This window comes from Pseudoalteromonas porphyrae, assembly GCF_001298125.1.
Classification (GTDB): Bacteria; Pseudomonadota; Gammaproteobacteria; order Enterobacterales; family Alteromonadaceae; genus Pseudoalteromonas; species Pseudoalteromonas neustonica.
In genome coordinates this window covers 116,155-135,007 of record NZ_LHPH01000002.1, presented here as the reverse complement: position 1 = coordinate 135,007, position 18,853 = coordinate 116,155, and the positions used below count along the sequence as shown (strand labels likewise).

The window sequence follows — 18,853 nt, the reverse complement described above, 5'->3', positions numbered from 1 at the left end:
AAGCTAGTGTTTTAGGGATTGATATGGATAGTTGGTACTTATTATTTTGTAAGCCTCGCCAAGAAGCGCGTGCGCAGGTTAACTTACAAAACCAGGGAATGGAAGCGTTCTTCCCCCTATTAAAAACAGAAAAGCTGGTTAAAGGTCGTCGTACTTTTAAAGAATCAGCATTATTTCCTAATTACCTCTTTGTACGCTTAAACTCACAGCAATGCAATTTTTCTGCGGTAAAAAATACCCGCGGCATCAGTGGCTTTGTATCGTACGGATCGTCATACCAGATAGTCCCCGATTTGCTCATCAGCGAACTGCAAAAATTTCAACCTAATATTGATTCTCAAAACCTGCCTAGCTCAGGTGATTTAGTTTATTTAAGTAATGGATCATTTAATGGTGTTCAAGCAATTTACCAAGAACCTGATGGCGATATGCGCAGCATATTACTGGTTAATCTACTCAATCAAAAAATAAAAATGAGCGTAGATAACCGCGATATCAAAAAAGCAGGATAAATTTGCGTAGGCGGAGCTTTACGCCACGCAAATGTAAGGTTGGATAAATGCTAAACCTGCGCGAGGTAAACTCTCGCCTACGGATTAGCATTGGTGTTTAATTTGCGTAGGCGGAGCTTTACGCCGCGCAAATGTAAGGTTGGATAAATGCTAAACCTGCGCGAGGTAAACTCTCGCCTACGGGTTGGTATTGGTGTTTAATTTGCGTAGGCGGGGCTTTACGCCGCGCAAATGTAAGGTTGGATAAATGCTAAACCTGCGCGAGGTAAACTCCCGCCTACGGGTTGGTATTGGTGTTTAATTTACGTAGGCGCCCGCTTTAGCTGCGATTTATTATCTCAGCGCTAAACAATTTAAAATGTACTTATCAGTACGTAGGAACTGCAACCTAGGGGCGGAAGCGTGTCCGAAGTACCATTAAGCATTAAAAGTTAGGTTAACTGTACTATAAGTACCTATTTTAAGTATCGAGTCAGCTTGTTTTCAGGTTTAAGCGTTTATATTAAGTAAGCTATTTTGCGTGATAAAATACCGAATGGGCACTCTTTGTTAATCAAATTACAAAAAAGTTAATTGCACGCGCGATAACTGTACGGCCGACCTTGCGAAGCGGGTAGAGCCATGGTTTAATTAGCCTGCGAAAAATAGCAGCAATTACCTTAAAATACGCTGAAAGTTTTAGAATTTAATAATATTTGGGAATTAATAATGGCGCTAAGCTGTAAAACACTTGTGGCATCGTTCACTTTGCTCACAATGACAGGTTGTACAATCATCCCCGGTAGCCATTTCGAAGGAATCGAATCGGGTGAGAAAACACGAAACCTAGAGCAAGATCTTGAAAAAGTAAATATTCAAATTATTGACTCATCATTAATTTATCAGCAAAAGCAGGCGAGTAAAAAAATCAAGCCACCATCAAACCTCGATGGTATAGATACGCATGATTATGAATATAAACTTGGTGTTGGTGATGTATTAACTATAGGTGTATGGGATCACCCAGAATTAACAATACCAGCAGCGGTACAACGTACAGCAGAATTTGATGGTTTTAGGGTGCAAGCTGATGGCACCATTACCTACGCGTACGCACCAAATATTCCTGCTGCAGGTAAAACAGTTGGCCAAATCCATAAAGAATTAGTAAAACGATTAAGCCGCGTAATAGAAGACCCACAAGTTGATATTAAAGTGGTTGGTTTTAGAAGCCAAAAAACTTACATAACAGGTGAGGTTACTAAACCAGGCGTATACCCAGTAACAGAAATACCACTCACATTAATTGACGCACTTAATCAAGCTGGCGGCTTAACCGAAGCGGCAGACTGGCGCACAGTTACTTTTACCCGCGGCGAGAAAACAGAAGTTATTAAACTTGATGACTTTTATGCGCATGGCGATATTTCACAAAACCGTTTATTACAACATGGCGATATAGTGCATGTTAACCGCAACGATCTACAAAGTGTATTTGTACTTGGCGATGTTAAAGAAGCAGGCTCGGTAGACATAAACAGATACGGTTTAAATTTAGCTGAGGCGCTCAGTGAGTCTGGAGGCTTAAACGAAAATACAGCAAATGCAAACGGTATTTTTGTATTACGCAAACGCGATTTAGAAAAAGACGGCATTATTGCTGATGTATATCAATTGCATGCAAAAAATATTGCTGCGTTAGTATTAGCGGAGCAGTTTGAACTGCAACCGCACGATATTGTATATGTAACCTCGGCACCGTTAGCACGTTGGAACCGCGTAATTAGCTTATTATTACCTTCAGTTGCGGCTATAGAGCAAATTGATGATAGCGTTGCGGTTCTTGAAAAGAGGTATAATTAAAGTGTTTGACTCAGTATTAATAATTTGTGCTGGTAATATATGCCGTAGCCCAACAGCTGAATACGTATTAAAAAGTAAGCTAGCAGGTAAAAATATACATGTTTCGTCGGCAGGGTTAACAGCTCTTGAAGGTAAGCCTGCTGATGCAACGGCAAAGCAAATTGCTGTAAGTCATGGTATTAACATGGATGAACATCAAGGCCGTCAGTTAAGCTCTGCACTAGTGGCACAAAATAGTGTGATTTTAGTGATGGAACAGCGGCATTTAACCGATTTATGTAATCGCTATCCAGAAGCGCGCGGTAAGGCTTTTTTATTGGGTAAGTGGCTAGGCGATAAAGAAATCCCCGACCCTTACAGGCAAAGTCTAGAAGCGTTTGAACACGTATACGAATTAATCGACAGCGCCTGTAGCGCTTGGCAAAAGTATTTATAAGGATAGGCTAGTACATGAATGCTCAGCCCACTGCATTAGCAGCAAACAAACAAAACACAGCACAACAAGCAAGCCAAGAAATAGACCTAATGGCATTATTAGGTGCATTAATTGATCGTAAATATTTTATAATCGCGCTAACAGCCGCCTTTATGTTTATTGGCGTAGTCTATGCCGTACTTTCGACCCCAGTATACCAAGCAACCGCGATGATCCAAGTTGAAGACGGCAGCGGCTCAGTCCCTGGTTTTGACGATATGGCCGGCATGTTTGAAAGCACATCAGCCGCTGTAACTGAGATTGAGCTATTAAAATCACGTTCAATCATTGGTGAAGCAGTTGATAGCTTAAAACTCGATATTATAGTTGTGCCAAAACTTTACCCATTTATTGGGGGACGTGCATTTCGTAAATTTACACCACTAGCTGAGGGGGAGTTAGCTGAACCTAGCTTTGGCGCAAGCTCGTATGCGTGGGGCGGTGAAAGCGTTGATGTATTTAGGTTTGATGTGCCAAATTCGGCGATAGGAAGGGGCTTTACGTTAGTTGCGCAAGTAAATAATGGTGTTGCTTTATTGGATGGTGAAAGTGAGCAAATTTTAGCAGGTAAAGTGGGGCAAGAGCTTACTAATGGTCAATTTAATTTAACCGTACGTAGTTTAAATGCTCGCGAAGGCACAGAGTTTACAATTTTACGTAAAGACCGATTAAATACCATTTTAGACTTGCAAGCAGCAATAGGTGCAAGCGAAAAAGGCAAAGATTCAGGTATTATTAATTTAAGCTTACAAAGTACTAAACCAGCTTATGCTGAAAAAGTACTTGATAAGGTAGCGGGCATATATGTACGCCGTAATGTTGAACGTAACAGCGCTGAGGCTAAAAAATCGCTCGATTTTTTAGAGGTACAACTACCTGAAATTAAAAAGCAACTTGAGTTTGCTGAGCAGCGCTTTAACGATTACCAAATAAAACGCCAGTCAATTAACATTACTTTAGAAACGCAAGGCGTATTAGAGCAAGTAGTAAAGCTTGAAACTAAATTACAAGAGCTAGAGCTTAAACGTTTAGAGATGAGCCGTAAGTTTAAAAGGGACCACCCAACGTATCAAGGTTTAATTGAGCAAATTAGTGCGGTTAATGAGCAGAAAAAGGAATTAGTGGGTGAGGTAGGTAACCTACCAGAAACTCAACAAGAATTGTTACGTTTAAAGCGTGATGTTGAAGTAAGCAACCAAATTTACACATTGCTATTAGGTAAAACACAAGAGCTAGATATTGTACGTGCAGGTACTGTAGGTAACGTACGTATTATTGACTCTGCCGAAGTAAATACATCAAAGCCTGTTAAGCCTAAAAAGGCCTTGATTGTAGTTATGGCAACTATGTTAGGTGGCATGCTTGCAGTCGCGATTGTATTAGTACAAAAAGCCATGCACAAAGGGGTTGAAGACCCTAACGAGATTGAAGCAATTGGCCTGCCAGTATACGCAAGCGTACCGTATTCAGATTATCAAGATAAGCTAACCGGTTTTAGTAAAGCACTTAAAAATAAAGTAAATAAACCTAAGTCAGTATTGGCGCTTGATAACCCTGCAGATTTATCAATAGAAGCCCTGCGTAGTTTACGAACCAGTCTGCACTTTGCGATGATGGAAGCTAAAAATAACATTATTGCAATATCAGGCCCAAGCCCAGGTGTAGGTAAATCATTTATATCAGTAAACTTGGCAGCAGTACTGGCACAAAGTGGCAAAAAAGTACTGATTATAGATGCCGATATGCGTAAAGGCTATTTGCAAACTCAGTTTGGATTAAAGTGGAATGATGGATTAAGTGATTACCTATCAGGTCGCTTAAACTTAACACAAGTAACTAAACCAACAACAGTTGCAGGGTTGAGTGTAATTACGCGTGGGCAAATACCGCCAAACCCATCAGAGTTATTAATGCATAGCAACTTTAGTAAATTGGTTGCGGAAGTGAGTGCTGAGTACGATATTGTTATTATAGATACCCCGCCAATTTTAGCGGTAACTGATCCTGCCATTGTAAGTGCGCACACGGGCACTACATTATTGGTAACACGCTTTGGCCAAAACCATATTAAAGAAATTGAGCTTACGCGTAATCGTTTTGAACAAAACGGTATAGACGTAAAAGGCGTAGTATTTAACGGCGTACTTAAAAAAGCCAGCAATGCGTACGGTTACTACGGCTACTACAACTACGAGTATAAATCGGATAAGTAAGAGAGAGGTGCTAGGATTTAGGTGTTAGGGGAAAGTAACTAGGGCCTAGTTCCTAAAGCATAGCTCCTATGTATTAAACGTAGGAGTCGACTTTAGCCACGAGTTGCTCCTCTATATATCGAAGAGCTTCGGTGACCTCGGTGGTAAAAATGTTTTGTAGGCGGGGCTTTATGCCGCGCACTTGTAATAAATGTAAAATATTAACCACAGAGAACATGTAGGAGTCGGCTTTAGCCACGATGGTTTTCTCTGTATAGCGAAGCGCTTCGGTGACCTCGGTGGTAAAAATGTTTTGTAGGCGGGGCTTTATGCCGCGCACTTGTAATAAAAGTAAAAGATTAACCACAGAGAGCACGTAGGAGTCGGCTTTAGCCACGATGGTTTTTTCTGTATAGCGAAGAACTTCGGTGACCTCAGTGGTAAAAAGTATTTCGTAGGAGCTAGCTTTAGCTGCGAAAGGTTTGACCTTTCATCTTTTACTTTAAAGCTGATTAACCTAGAACCTAGAACCTAGAACCTAGAACCTAGAACCTAGAACCTAGAACCTAGAACCTAGAACCTAGAACCTAGAACCTAGAACCTAGAACCTAGAACCTAGAACCTAGAACCTAGAACTAATTTAAATTTAACATCAAGAGAGTATTAAAATGCACGATTCATTAACGGACCTAAAGATTGGCATCATAGGTTTAGGTTATGTAGGCCTGCCATTAGCAGTTGAGTTTGGTAAAAAGTTCCCTGTATTGGGGTTCGATATAAACCAAGGCCGAATTGCGCAATTACAATCAGGCCATGACTCTACACTTGAAGTAAGTGACGAAGAGTTAAAAGAGTCTCCACATTTAAACTACTCTTATACGGTATCAGACCTTGAAAGTTGCAATATATATATAGTTACTGTACCAACCCCAATTGATGATCATAAACAGCCAGATTTAACACCGCTTATTAAAGCCAGTGAAATGCTAGGTAAGGTGGTTAAAAAAGGCGATATTATTATATATGAATCAACCGTATACCCTGGCGCTACTGAAGAGGCGTGTTTACCAGTAGTAGAGCAGGTATCAGGTCTTAAGTTTAATCAAGATTTTTTTGCTGGCTATTCACCAGAGCGTATAAACCCAGGTGATAAAGAGCGTCGTGTAACTAATATTTTAAAAGTTACGAGTGGTTCTACTCCTGAAATTGCTGAAAAAGTAGATCAACTTTATAAATCTATTATTACCGCAGGTACACATAAAGCAAGTTCAATAAAAGTTGCTGAGGCGTCTAAAGTAATTGAAAATGTTCAGCGTGATGTCAATATCGCTTTAGTGAACGAGTTACATCAAATATTTGAAAAGCTGGGTATTAACACTAGAGAAGTCATTGAGGCAGCAGGAACAAAGTGGAACTTTATGAAGTTACAGCCAGGTTTAGTTGGTGGCCACTGTATTGGTGTTGATCCATATTACTTACTTCATAAATCTCAAACTTCCGGTTACGTTCCAGATCTAATGCGTAAAGCTCGTGAAATTAATGACTTTATGCCAACTTATATTGCGCAGGACTTTTTAAAGCAATTAATTAAGCAGAAAATAAACCCTGTTGATTGCAAAATTGGGTTACTAGGTTTTACTTTTAAAGAAAATTGCCCTGATATAAGAAATACAAAAGTATATGATTTATATATCGCTTTACTCGAACTTGGTTTCAACGTTGAAATTGTCGACCCTTGGGCTGACATTAGTGAAGTTAAAGCAGAGTATAATTTAGATATTATTAATGAGTATAATAATGAAGGTATTAGTGCTTTGTTATTGGCTGTTGGGCATGCTGAGTTGATTGATGTTTGCCATTCAATTAAAAATGATAAGTTTATTTATGATTTTAAAGGATTGTTAGGCTAGATATGAAAATACTAATAACAGGTGGAGCTGGGTTTATAGGTTCAGCTGTAATTCGACATATTATTAACCAGACTAATAATACTGTTATCAATGTCGATAAGCTAACATACGCAGGGAATTTAGAGTCATTACAATCAGTTGATAAAAATGAGCGTTATTGTTTTGAGCAAGTTGATATCTGCAACCGCTGTGAATTAGATCGTGTTTTTTCAACACATAAGCCAGATGCAGTAATGCATTTGGCGGCAGAAAGCCATGTGGATAGATCAATAACGGGTCCAGCAGAGTTTATTCAAACTAATATTGTTGGTACGTACACTCTATTAGAAGCTGCTCGCGAGTATTGGAATTCACTTGAGGAACGCGCAAAACTCGCTTTCAGATTTCATCACATATCTACTGATGAAGTTTATGGTGATTTACCGCACCCAGATGAGCAAGAGGCTAATGGGCAAGATAAAGAGCTGCCTTTATTTACTGAGCAAACATCCTATGCGCCAAGCAGCCCGTATTCGGCAAGTAAAGCATCAAGCGATCATCTTGTTAGAGCCTGGTTAAGAACTTATGGTTTCCCAACAATTATAACTAATTGTTCGAATAACTATGGGCCTTACCATTTTCCTGAAAAACTCATTCCTTTAGTGATTTTAAATGCACTTGAAGGTAAAAAATTACCTATCTATGGTAAAGGTGATCAAATTCGCGATTGGCTTTATGTAGAAGATCATGCGCGAGCTTTATATAAAGTAGTCACTGAAGGTAAAGTTGGTGAGACATATAATATCGGTGGCCATAATGAAAAACAAAATATTGAAGTTGTACAAACAATTTGCAGTATTTTAGATGAATTGGTACCTAAAGAATTAAATTATGCAGAGCAAATTACATTTGTAAATGATAGACCAGGCCATGACAGGCGCTATGCAATAGATTCTTCAAAAATGAGTAAAGAACTAAACTGGACTCCAATTGAGACTTTTGAAACTGGGTTGCGTAAAACCGTGCAATGGTATTTAAGTAATCAAAATTGGTGTCAAAATGTGCAAGACGGTTCATATCAACGTGAACGTCTCGGCGAAATAAACAGTACAACGCAAGGAAAGTAACATGAAAGGAATTATCCTCGCGGGTGGCTCAGGCACTCGCCTTTACCCAATCACAATGGGTGTTTCTAAGCAACTATTGCCAATTTATGATAAACCGATGGTTTATTATCCGCTTTCTGTATTAATGCTTGCTGGTATTCGTGAAGTATTGATTATTACAACGCCTGAAGATATTGATTCATTTAAACGCTTATTAGGTGATGGTTCACAATTTGGAATTGAGCTTAGTTATACGGTGCAACCCAGCCCTGATGGCCTAGCTCAAGCATTTATTCTGGGTGAAGAATTCATTGGCAAGGATGATGTATGCTTAGTGCTCGGTGATAACATTTTTTATGGGCAAGGGTTTACAACTAAATTAAAACATGCTGTGAATAATGCAAAAAATGGAAATGGCAGTACAGTATTTGGCTATCAAGTAAAAGATCCTGAGCGCTTTGGTGTTGTTGAGTTTAATAAAGATAAAAAAGCGATATCAATTGAAGAAAAACCAACTAACCCAAAATCACACTTTGCGGTTACCGGCTTATATTTTTATGATAACTCAGTTGTTGAGTTGGCAAAAAAGGTAGAGCCATCTCACCGAGGAGAGCTTGAAATAACTTGCCTGAATGAAATGTATTTAAAGCAAAATAAACTCAACGTGGAAATTTTAGGGCGTGGTTTTACTTGGTTAGATACAGGCACGCATGAAAGCTTGCTCGAGGCCGCGCAATTTGTAGAAACAATTGAAAGGTGCCAAGGTTATAAAATAGCTTGTTTAGAGGAAGTTGCGTTCAATAATTCTTGGTTAAGTCCTGAGCAAGTTAAAGAGTTAGCTACCCCATTATTAAAGAATGGATATGGTCAATATCTTTTACATTTAATAAAAGACGAAAAAACTCTTGAAATCCCAAACTAAAAGTAGTTTAAAATGGAGTGCAATTGAGCGTTTAGCTGCCCAAGTGGTGCAGCTAGTTATAATGTTATACCTTGCTAAGTTGTTGGGGCCTGAAGCATTTGGTTTGGTAGGTATGCTCGCTATTTTTATTGCCATTTGCCAAGTATTTGTTGATAGCGGCTTTAGTTCTGCGCTTATAAGAAAGTTAGATAGTACAGAAATTGATTATTCTACTGCCTTTTACTTTAACTTTGCAGTCGCTTGTCTTGCTTACTTAGCTCTGTATTCTATCGCTCCTTTGATTGGTGATTTTTATGGTTTACCAGAGTTAGTAGAATTAGCGAGGGTGCTAGGGTGTATAGTTTTAATAACACCTTTTTCGCTTGTCCAAAGGACAAAGCTAACAGTAAAAATGGATTTTAAGGCTCAAGCTAAGGCTTCTTTAACTGCTGTATTTTGTTCTAGTTGTGTTGCTATATACATGGCTTTAAACGATTTTGGGGCTTGGGCTTTAGTTGGGCAAGCAATCACAATGAATATAGTGAATGCTTTAATGTTAAATTTATTGCATCCTTGGCTTCCAAGGCTAAAGTTTTCTAAAAATTCATTATCATATCTGTTTGGCTTTGGTTCTAAGCTGTTACTTTCTGGCCTAATTGATACTGTTTACAAGAATATTTACCAAATTGTTATTGGTAAAAAGTTTGATGCTAACGAGGTTGGTTTGTTTACTCAAGCAAATCAATTGTCTAGCATGCCAGCGAAAACACTAACAACTATAATTCAAAGAGTAACGTATCCTTTATTGAGTAGAATGCAGGAAAATGAACAAAAATTAGAGCAATCTTATTTAATTACTCTAAAGCTTGCAGCGTTAGTTATTTTTCCTCTTATGATTGGGTTAGCTTTTTCCGCGCCAAACTTAGTACCGCTGTTGCTTGGAGATGAATGGCTAAGATCTGCATGGTTTGTCAGTATTTTATGCTTTGGTTTTATGTTACTACCAATACACGCCATCAACCTAAATTTATTGCAGGTAAAAAATCGTACTGATTTATTTTTAAAACTTGAGATTATAAAAAAAATAATCACTACAGTTATCTTATTTATAACTGTACCAATAGGGGTTGAGGCTATTTGTTATGGAATTATAGTTCAATCTTATATATCACTCTTTATTAACACCTATTACACGGGGAAGCTGACGAAATTAACAATTATTAGGCAGTCAAAAGAGCTCCTACCTATATGGGCGGGTGCAATAGTAGCAAATGCAAGTGCTTATTATTTGGCTCAGTTAATTAACGACAATCTAGTATCCCAAGTAGTATTTTTATTTATATTTGCACCTATTTTGTATTTATTATTAATGCTAGCTTTTGAAAAAAGGCTTGTTAAGCAGTTTCTATCTTTAACCATATCACGAAAAAAGTAGATCTTAATGGATAAAATTACAGTAACATCACCCCTACTCCCGCCACTTGAGGAGCTTAGCCCATACCTGGAAGATATTTGGTCTCGCAAATGGTTAACTAACAGCGGTTACTACCATCAAAAATTGGAAGCTGAGCTATGTGATTTTTTGGATGTCCCATTTATTAGCTTGTTTTCTAACGGCACATTGGCATTAATAACTGCACTACAAGCGCTGGAGTTAAAAGGTGAGGTAATCACAACACCATATAGTTTTGTTGCAACAAGCCATGCTATTTTATGGAATAATTTAAAACCTGTCTTCGTAGATATAGATCCTACAACATTTAACATAGATCCAGATAAAATTGAGGCTGCAATCACACAGGAAACATGTGCAATTTTACCTGTACATGTTTACGGAAATCCATGTGATAACGAATCAATAAAAAAAATTGCTGATAAGCATAAGCTTAAAGTAATTTATGATGCAGCACATGCATTTGGAGTCACGCAAGATGATTCGTCTATATTAAATATGGGGGATTTATCTATTTTAAGTTTTCATGCAACAAAAGCTTACTCTACTATAGAGGGGGGGGCAGTTATTTGTCACAGCCAAGAAATGAAAGATAAGTTAGATAAACTGAAAAATTTTGGCTTTGAATCTGAAGTAGATATTAAGTTTGCAGGCATGAATGCGAAATTAAATGAAGTGCAGGCAGCATTTGGCTTAGTAAGCTTAAAGCATGTTGATGCGGCAATTGCAAAAAGAAAAAATATTGCGGATGTATATTACAAAGACCTTGATGGCTTATCTGGTTTATCATTTTTTAAACCAGCAGATAGTTTAAAATGGAATTACTCATATTTCCCAATTATAATTAATGAAAATAAGTTTGGGTCATCTAGAGAACAGCTATTTGAACGCTTAAAGGAAAACGACATTCTTGCAAGAAAATATTTTTCTCCATTAATTACTGAATTTGAATTGTATAAGTTGTTTACAGGGGATTATACTCATTCAGAAAAAGTATCAAAAAATGTTATTTGCCTGCCAATACACGCAGATCTAAGCTTATCTGATGTTAAAAAAATAGTCGAAATTGTAAAACATGATAATAAATAGTTTAACTTCAGAATCGAAAGTAGAGTTCATTGATTTTATAAATGAAGTTGATGCCGACTTTACCCCGCAACTCACTTCTAGAGTTAACATCACTGATTATGCGGATAAGCTTTTTAGTAATGCAATCCTACTTAAAGCCCATAAAGATAATACTATAGCTGCTATTGTTGCTTGTTATGCAAACGATACTGTGAATAAAAGAGCGTATATTCCATTTTTAGCAGTAAGAAAGCAATATAGAGGCTTAGGTTTAGCAAATGAAATCTTATTAAAAATTATAGTGATATTAAGAGAAAGAAAATTTGAGGTACTTTCATTAACAGTAAAGAAGAATTCAGCTGCTTTTCGTTTATATGAAAAATTAGGCTTTTTACTTACAGCTGAATTTCTGTATGAAGGGACCCTAATTGAAGGGTGTGAGATGGAATTAAAGTTATGAGTATTGCAACTCCACTACAAAGAGTATTTGATAGGCATAACCTTTATATTAAAAGAGATGATTTATACCCTATTTCCGGTGGTGGAAATAAAGGCCGGAAGTCACATTATATCCTTGAAAATTGCGTTGAAAAAAAATGTAATGCGGTAGTAACTTGTGGGGGTATTCAATCAAACCATACAAGAGCAACAGCGATTCGTTGCCGTGAATTAGGCATAGCGTGTACTATTGTTATTCATAGTGATGAAGTACAAGAATCACAAGGCAATTTAAAGCTTTTAAAAATGTTGAATGTTCGAGTTGTTTATTGCGAAATGACGAATGTAGCTCGTACTATGGATTTTGAAATGGAGCGTTTTTCATCTCTCGGCTTTTCCCCTTTTTATATTTGGGGAGGAGGGCATTGCTATGAAGGAACTCTTGCTTATTTTGACGCCGTTAAAGAGCTTAAACAGCAGACTAATATGAAGTTTGATGCAGTCTTTGTGGCAAGTGGTACAGGGGCGACACAGGCCGGTTTACACTGTGGTTTTAAGCATTACTTTCCAGATACACAGGTTTTTGGCATCAGTGTAGCTAGGGAAAAGCACCGCGGTGAAGAAGAAATAAAAAAATCAGTACGGGAGTTTATTGATGTTAACAAATTTAATTCAGATTATATTAACGATATAAACTTTGATGACTCTTTCAATTGTGGTGGGTATGAAAACGTTACTAACGAATTAGAAGAGTTAATTAATAAAGTCGCTACTCAAACAGGTATTATTCTCGATCCTACCTATACTGGGAAAGCTTGGTTGGGTATGGAAAAAACTTTAAAGACGCAGCAGTTAAACAAAAATACTAATATTTTGTTTTGGCATACTGGCGGTTTACTAAACTTAATGGCACGTAAATAATCATGAATATTTTGTTAACATCGGTTGGTCGTAGATCTTATTTGGTTAATTATTTTAAAGATGCAGTTAAAGCATATAGCGGAAAGGTATTTGCTGCAAATAGCGTAGAAACTTTTGCGCTAAAACAAGCTGATTTTTATACTCTCACACCACAAATATATTCTGAAGAATATGTAGATTTCCTCATTAATTATTGTTTGAACAATGAAATAAAAGTTATTATTTCATTGTTTGATATTGATTTACCTATTTTAGCTCTGAATAAACAAAAGTTTAAACAGCATGGTATTGATGTAATTATTTCTGATTTTGATGTTATTAATATATGCAATGATAAATGGCTAAGTTATCAATTTTTACTTGATAAAGGGATTCCGACGCCTAAAACTTATATTGACCTTGATTCAGCCAAGCAAGCAATATTAAAAGGTGATTTACAATACCCTATCATTATTAAACCACGCTGGGGAATGGGATCTATTGCTATATATAAAGCAGATAATGAACAAGAACTCGATGTTTTTTATAAAAAAGTTTTACGTGAAATAAACTCTTCATACCTCCGGTTTGAGTCTGGTGCCGATATAAATAAAGCAATATTGATCCAAGAGTGTATTGCCGGTGGTGAATTTGGTATTGAAATATTAAATGACTTGCAAGGCAACCATGTAGCAACATTTTGTAAAGAAAAAGTGGCTATGCGTTCAGGTGAAACTGATATTGCTGTTACGGTTGAGAATAGCGCTTTGAATGATATAGGTAAAAACATATCAACACATCTTAAGCACACTGCACTTGTTGACGTCGACTGCCTTGAGCAAGGAGGAAAATTCTATGTGCTAGAGATTAATGCGCGGTTTGGTGGGCAATATCCATTTTCACATTTGGCTGGGGTTAACGTCCCGAATGTGTTATTAAGCTTATATTCTAACAGTACTGTAAATGAAAAAGATATATCAATTATATATAATGTAGTTGGGTGTAAAGATATTCAGCCAGTAAGGTTGAGCTAAATTAAAAGGTGGTATTGTGAAAAAAAACATTCATCTTTTTGATGCAAAGCAAATAAAGCATTTTCGACGAGTCTATAGCTGGATGCCCCAAGTTGATAGCGGGTGTGAGTTTTATTTAATTGGGGGAGGGAGAGAGTCAAGTGAGGATGTTTACTCGCAGCAAGATATTACCTACATTAGTCTATTTAGCTTTATCAAAAAGCTTTTTTCCTGTGAGCAGAACTATATAGTTCACGGTAATTTATTTAGTATATTTTTATTTAACTCAATGTTATATTTTATGTCACTTGGCTTGATTCAGAGGTGCTCTTGGGTTTGTTGGGGAGCTGGTTTGAATATCAAGGGAACTTATTTTAAACGGCTTTTAGGAACACTCATAAGGTATATCTTATATCGACCTTTGAGTGGTGTTAATTTTCTAATGGCGCCAGATGAAGAGTTGTTTTTAGGTATAGTTCCAAATGCTTACACGCAAGTTACACCTTACCTGACAGAGCCTACAGATGTCGAAAAATTTGATAATGGTTTTTTAAATATATTTATAGGTAATCAATCCTCAGCGCATCACAATCATTTACACTTTATTGAGGAAATATCCCAAATAAATACCCATAAAAACATTAAAGTTCACCTTTTCATGAATTATGGAAATGGAGATGATATTTATAAAGATAAAGTCAAAGATATGTGCTCTTCTTTGCTTCCTAATCGATATGTAATTTATAGTGAAATGATGCCATACAGTGAGTATTTGAAGGTTATTTCTTTATGTGACGTGTGTATTGTAGATACTAAGCATCAAACAGGTTTAGGTTTAATTTATAATAGTATTAAGGTTGGCGCGAGAATATTTTTAAATGTTCAAGGAAGTAATAATAAATGGCTTAATACTATTGGGATTAAAACATATGATTGCCGAGATTTGTCAAGGTTGATAGAGCTGAAAGATAATACGGAAAAAATTAACATGCTTATATTTAATGACTATTTTGATGAGAGTAACCTTAAAGATAAATGGAAAAATTTCACTTCGAATTTAAATAAGAATAGAAATGACTAGATTAAAAGCTTCACTACTATGTATATACATAGTTTCACCAGTTCTAATGTCATTCTTTTTACTATTTTTTAATATAAATATCCCTTTATCACTAATTGCTTTTATTGTTATATCTTTTTTCATTGTGTTTTTTGGTAGTTTTGTGGGTAGTAAAGACTCATTATATTATTTAATCATATTTCTTGTTTTTCTGGGTGGGGTATTCCTTTCTGTTCTTTATACCCCTTCGAGTATATACGTTCATACGAAATTATTCTCAATGGTTAATCTTGTTTTTTGCCTTGTTTTTCTGTTTTATTTTAAATATGAAGATTTTTTAAAGGCTATTTATTGGGCGTCAATTATAATTGTAGTTGTTGGGTTTATATATTTTCCAGTTTACAACTTTTATATATCTGGTGGAGGAGGAACCTATCAGAATTCGGAGGTGTTCAAAGGTTTTTATTTAAACTTTGGTTTGGTTGCGGGCTTGCTTTTTTTGTGTTGCTTTTATCTGCTAGATACTACAAGAAAAACAACTTGCATTTTGTTTTCACTCTTTATTTTTATAGTACTATCAGGCGCTAGGGGACCGTTACTATTTGTAATTCTATTTGTATTACTCAGTTTTATCCTAAGATTTAAAGATAGATTATTTTCAAATGGTTTTATTATATTTTCTTTTATATCTTCGATTACTATATTCATAATTATGTTTGCGGACGTCAATATACCTGCACTGGAGCGCACAATTGCAAGAGTCTCTTTACTTTTCTCAGATGACAAGGGGGGTTCTGTTAATACTCGTTTTAGTTATATATTAGAGACTATGGATTATATAGAAGAAGCTATTTTTTTTGGGCATGGTTTTGGTAGTTTTGGGTTGCTAGTTGTTGGTGAAGATAGCCGGTTTTATCCGCATAATCTAGTTTTGGAAGTGTGGTTTGAACTTGGCTTGTTCGGGCTTGTAGTAACACTTACACTATTGATTTTTCCTGTTTTTCTGTTCATCCGAACATTTGGTTTTAAGAAGTGGGAGTATCTGATTCCCTACTTTTATTTATTTGCAAATTCACTAAAATCAAACTCTTTAACAGATCACAGACTTCTTTTTTTATTTTCTATAATCCCTATATTACATACGTTGGCTTACAATGAAAAATACGATAGTTAATTTCTGCAATTATTATTACGGAAGTAAAGTTTATAAAGAATTGTTTTTTCATCTTAATGCTATAAATTTTAATACATATTCAATAGTTGCGACTAAGAGTGCAGATGTAGTAACTGAGAACTTTGACTTGAAAGTACAAACATATGGTTGTTTGAATTTACTTTCTAGATTGTTTTATTCATATAAGATTTATAGAATTAGCAGACTAATTGATTGTCAGCTTCCCCTAAGCGAGATTAAATTTATACATGCGCATACACTGTATTCTGATGGGATAGTTGCTTTTTTGTTTTCGAGAAAAATAAATAAAGAACTTATAATCACTATTCGAACAACTGATGTAGCTTTAGGATTTAAATTTTACTTTCACTATAAGTGGCTGGCTAAAAAAGCATTAGCTTATGCAAATAAAATTGTATTTGTTGCACCTGCGCACAAAGTTAAATTTCAGCAGTATTTTGGTCATTGTTATGACAATAAAATTATTGTTATTCCTAATGGGATTGATAAGTTTTATCTTGAAAACAAACTTACCTCTGCAGTGCATAAAAATAAAAATCATGTGGCTTTATACGTTGGTACTGTAAATAAAAATAAGAACCTAAAGGCAAGTATCATCGCATTTTTTAATGTAAGTGTTAACAGCGATGATGAATTTAGGGTCGTAGGTGGAACATATAAAGAGTATGTTGATATTTACGGTGAACTGCCCGTTAACTTAATACACAGAGTTAATTTTTTAGGTAAGCTTTCAAAAGAACAAGTTTTGGAGCAAATGAGGGCTTCCACTTTGTTTATTATGGTTTCTCATAGCGAGACTTTTGGCCTTGTTTATATAGAAGCCATATCACAGTGTTTACCGATTGTTTATACTTTAGGTCAAGGTGTTGACGGGTACTTTAATGATGGTGAGTTTGGCTATAGAGCTGACTCTAATGACATTGATTCAATTTCTCATGCAATTTCAAGAACTACCTCTGACTTTCCTCATGGGCTAGGGCCATTTGTTGAGAATCCAGCGAATAATTTTTCTTGGGAAAGTATTGCTACTATTTACAAGGAACAAGTGTACAAATGAAACTGATTTATCTACATCAGTATTTTCGTAAACCATCGATGACTGGTGGAATACGTTCATATGAATTCGCAAAGCGTTTAGCCGACTCAGGGCATAATGTTGTTGTTGTTACATCTGATAATGAAAATGTTTTTAATGGTTGGAAAATAGAGCCTCTAGATGGTTTTGAAGTGCATTGGATCTCAGTTAAATACGATAATAGCTTTGGTTTTATTCGTCGATTATGGTCCTTTTTTAAATTTTTATTTTTAGCAACAGTCCATATTTGCAGGCTAAAAAGTGACAAACTGTTTGCAACGAGTACACCATTAACTGTTGCCATACCTGCTTTAATATATAAGCTTGTTAAACGCAAACCTTTTGTATTTGAGGTGCGGGATGTTTGGCCCGAAGTGCCAGTGTCTTTGGGAGTCATAAAGAATAAAGTATTAATTAAATTTGCGTATTTTTTAGAGAAATTAGCTTATAAACATGCAGAGCATATAGTTTCACTCTCTCCTGATATGCAAAAAAGCGTGCTCGAGCGGTGTGGTGGAACAGCCGTTTCAGTGATACCAAATGCTGCGGATTGTCATTTGTTTAACCTCCCGATCCCTGTTAATGATCCATTTATAAAAAAACTGCAAGCTATTAAAAGCAAACATAAAAAAGTAGTTTTTTATACAGGTGCTTTTGGTATGGTTAATAATTTGCGTAGTATTATAGAGCTAGCTTCATTTTCTGATGGTGATATTGGTTTTGTGATCATAGGTCAAGGCAAAGAGGAGGAAGATCTCAAGAAATTTGCAATGGAGTTAAATGTTTTAGATAACAGACTGCATTTTTTACCGAGTGTAAACAAAAATCAGTTATCAGCAGTACACTCTATTTTTGATATGGCAACTTCCACTGTTTTACCAATAGAGGCTTTATATGCAAACTCTGCAAATAAGGTGTTTGATGCATTTGCTGCAGGCAGCCCTTTATTAATAAACCACGGAGGCTGGCTTTGTGATTTGATTAAGGTGCACAAATGTGGGCTAGTTATTAACAATAGCCCGACTAATGAAGATTATAAAAATGTGCGTACATTTTTGTTAAATGATGATGACTACAGTTTCGCAAGCCGTGCATCTCTTGGTTTAGGACAAACAGAATTTAATAGAGAGTACCTATATACTAAATTGAAAACAATACTGGAAAAGGATGACACTTTATGAATTTGCTTGGTAAGTTAGTTACTCTGCGGTCGATTGAAAAAAAAGATGCTGGCTTCTTATTGGGTCTTGTTAATTCGCCTGAGCTAGAGTATTGGGTTGTTGGTAGCTCTGTTCCAACATCTACAATTCAGCAAGAAAAGTGGATTGATAATATAGGCAACTCGCATACAGATATTCGTCTAATTGTAGAGAATAAAGAGGGGGTTGCTGTAGGCTTTGCTAATCTAGTTCAAATTGATCCTATAAATAGAACTGCAGTTCATGGTGTTAAGTTTGCAAAAGAATTTAGAGGCTGTGGGTACGCAAAAGATACTGTAATAGCTATTATGGAATATGCATTTAATACTCTAAATTTGAATAGGCTAGAGTCAACTATTTTGGAATATAATGATTCATCAATAGGCTTATATACTAAAGCATGTGGATGGACCGTTGAAGGGGTTAAAAAATCAGCTGTATATAAAAATGGAGTCTATAATAACCTTGTTATGATTGGCATTACAAAAGATGATTTTAAACAGCTTTCTTTAAAAAAGTGTAGTTAAGGACGTAA

General features: G+C 36.1%; 18 protein-coding genes. 17 read left to right on the top strand and 1 reads right to left on the bottom strand.

What is annotated here, in order from left to right:
- The first annotated feature begins 23 nt into the window (after positions 1–23).
- From rfaH to ADS77_RS02450, 4 genes are all read left to right on the top strand, one after another.
- A complete protein-coding gene (gene rfaH, locus ADS77_RS02465; protein WP_054452800.1) occupies positions 24–512 on the top strand; it encodes a transcription/translation regulatory transformer protein RfaH in 489 nt (162 codons plus the stop codon).
- A 708-nt stretch (positions 513–1,220) separates the two neighbouring features.
- Positions 1,221–2,354: a polysaccharide export protein gene (locus tag ADS77_RS02460; protein ID WP_054452798.1), complete on the top strand. Its 1,134-nt coding sequence runs from the start codon at positions 1,221–1,223 to the stop codon at positions 2,352–2,354.
- Between the two features lies 1 nt (position 2,355).
- The gene (locus tag ADS77_RS02455; RefSeq protein WP_054452796.1) at positions 2,356–2,790 is read left to right on the top strand and encodes a low molecular weight protein-tyrosine-phosphatase; all 435 of its coding nucleotides are present in this window, start codon (positions 2,356–2,358) and stop codon (positions 2,788–2,790) included.
- A 14-nt stretch (positions 2,791–2,804) separates the two neighbouring features.
- Positions 2,805–5,042: a polysaccharide biosynthesis tyrosine autokinase gene (locus ADS77_RS02450; protein ID WP_054452795.1), complete on the top strand. Its 2,238-nt coding sequence runs from the start codon at positions 2,805–2,807 to the stop codon at positions 5,040–5,042.
- A gap of 73 nt (positions 5,043–5,115) precedes the next feature.
- Here the strand turns inward: ADS77_RS02450 and ADS77_RS02445 are convergent, their stop codons facing one another.
- Entirely contained in the window at positions 5,116–5,418 is a 303-nt protein-coding gene (locus ADS77_RS02445) for a hypothetical protein (protein WP_152960582.1), read from the bottom strand.
- A gap of 271 nt (positions 5,419–5,689) precedes the next feature.
- On the opposite strand from ADS77_RS02445, the gene ADS77_RS02440 reads away from it, so the two are divergent.
- From ADS77_RS02440 to ADS77_RS02380, 13 genes are read left to right on the top strand one after another with little or no spacing between them, the layout of a single operon-like run.
- Complete coding sequence (locus tag ADS77_RS02440; protein ID WP_054452791.1) at positions 5,690–6,931, top strand: nucleotide sugar dehydrogenase; 1,242 nt, start codon at positions 5,690–5,692, stop codon at positions 6,929–6,931.
- A 2-nt stretch (positions 6,932–6,933) separates the two neighbouring features.
- Entirely contained in the window at positions 6,934–8,037 is a 1,104-nt protein-coding gene (rfbB, locus tag ADS77_RS02435; RefSeq protein ID WP_054452789.1) for a dTDP-glucose 4,6-dehydratase, read from the top strand.
- A gap of 1 nt (position 8,038) precedes the next feature.
- Positions 8,039–8,938: a glucose-1-phosphate thymidylyltransferase RfbA gene (gene rfbA, locus ADS77_RS02430; RefSeq protein WP_054452787.1), complete on the top strand. Its 900-nt coding sequence runs from the start codon at positions 8,039–8,041 to the stop codon at positions 8,936–8,938.
- Complete coding sequence (locus ADS77_RS02425; protein ID WP_054452785.1) at positions 8,922–10,352, top strand: lipopolysaccharide biosynthesis protein; 1,431 nt, start codon at positions 8,922–8,924, stop codon at positions 10,350–10,352. Before rfbA ends, ADS77_RS02425 begins: the two co-directional genes overlap by 17 nt.
- Before the next feature lie 6 nt (positions 10,353–10,358).
- On the top strand, positions 10,359–11,459 hold the full coding sequence (locus tag ADS77_RS02420) for a DegT/DnrJ/EryC1/StrS family aminotransferase (RefSeq protein WP_054452783.1): 1,101 nt from the start codon (positions 10,359–10,361) through the stop codon (positions 11,457–11,459).
- Positions 11,446–11,898, top strand: a complete 453-nt coding sequence (locus tag ADS77_RS02415) for a GNAT family N-acetyltransferase (protein WP_054452781.1) — start codon at positions 11,446–11,448, stop codon at positions 11,896–11,898. The genes ADS77_RS02420 and ADS77_RS02415 overlap by 14 nt, the downstream gene beginning before the upstream one ends.
- Positions 11,895–12,797, top strand: a complete 903-nt coding sequence (locus ADS77_RS02410) for a 1-aminocyclopropane-1-carboxylate deaminase/D-cysteine desulfhydrase (RefSeq protein WP_054452779.1) — start codon at positions 11,895–11,897, stop codon at positions 12,795–12,797. The genes ADS77_RS02415 and ADS77_RS02410 overlap by 4 nt, the downstream gene beginning before the upstream one ends.
- Before the next feature lie 2 nt (positions 12,798–12,799).
- Positions 12,800–13,810 carry an ATP-grasp domain-containing protein gene (locus ADS77_RS02405; protein ID WP_054452777.1) on the top strand — a complete coding sequence of 337 codons (1,011 nt, stop codon included), beginning with the start codon at positions 12,800–12,802 and terminating at the stop codon, positions 13,808–13,810.
- Positions 13,811–13,826: 16 nt separating this feature from the next.
- On the top strand, positions 13,827–14,870 hold the full coding sequence (locus ADS77_RS02400) for a TDP-N-acetylfucosamine:lipid II N-acetylfucosaminyltransferase (protein WP_054452775.1): 1,044 nt from the start codon (positions 13,827–13,829) through the stop codon (positions 14,868–14,870).
- On the top strand, positions 14,863–16,023 hold the full coding sequence (locus ADS77_RS02395) for an O-antigen ligase family protein (RefSeq protein WP_054452773.1): 1,161 nt from the start codon (positions 14,863–14,865) through the stop codon (positions 16,021–16,023). The genes ADS77_RS02400 and ADS77_RS02395 overlap by 8 nt, the downstream gene beginning before the upstream one ends.
- Complete coding sequence (locus ADS77_RS02390) at positions 16,004–17,101, top strand: glycosyltransferase family 4 protein (RefSeq protein WP_054452771.1); 1,098 nt, start codon at positions 16,004–16,006, stop codon at positions 17,099–17,101. Before ADS77_RS02395 ends, ADS77_RS02390 begins: the two co-directional genes overlap by 20 nt.
- On the top strand, positions 17,098–18,300 hold the full coding sequence (locus ADS77_RS02385) for a glycosyltransferase family 4 protein (RefSeq protein WP_054452769.1): 1,203 nt from the start codon (positions 17,098–17,100) through the stop codon (positions 18,298–18,300). Before ADS77_RS02390 ends, ADS77_RS02385 begins: the two co-directional genes overlap by 4 nt.
- A complete protein-coding gene (locus ADS77_RS02380) occupies positions 18,297–18,845 on the top strand; it encodes a GNAT family N-acetyltransferase (protein WP_054452767.1) in 549 nt (182 codons plus the stop codon). The genes ADS77_RS02385 and ADS77_RS02380 overlap by 4 nt, the downstream gene beginning before the upstream one ends.
- Positions 18,846–18,853 lie beyond the last annotated feature (8 nt).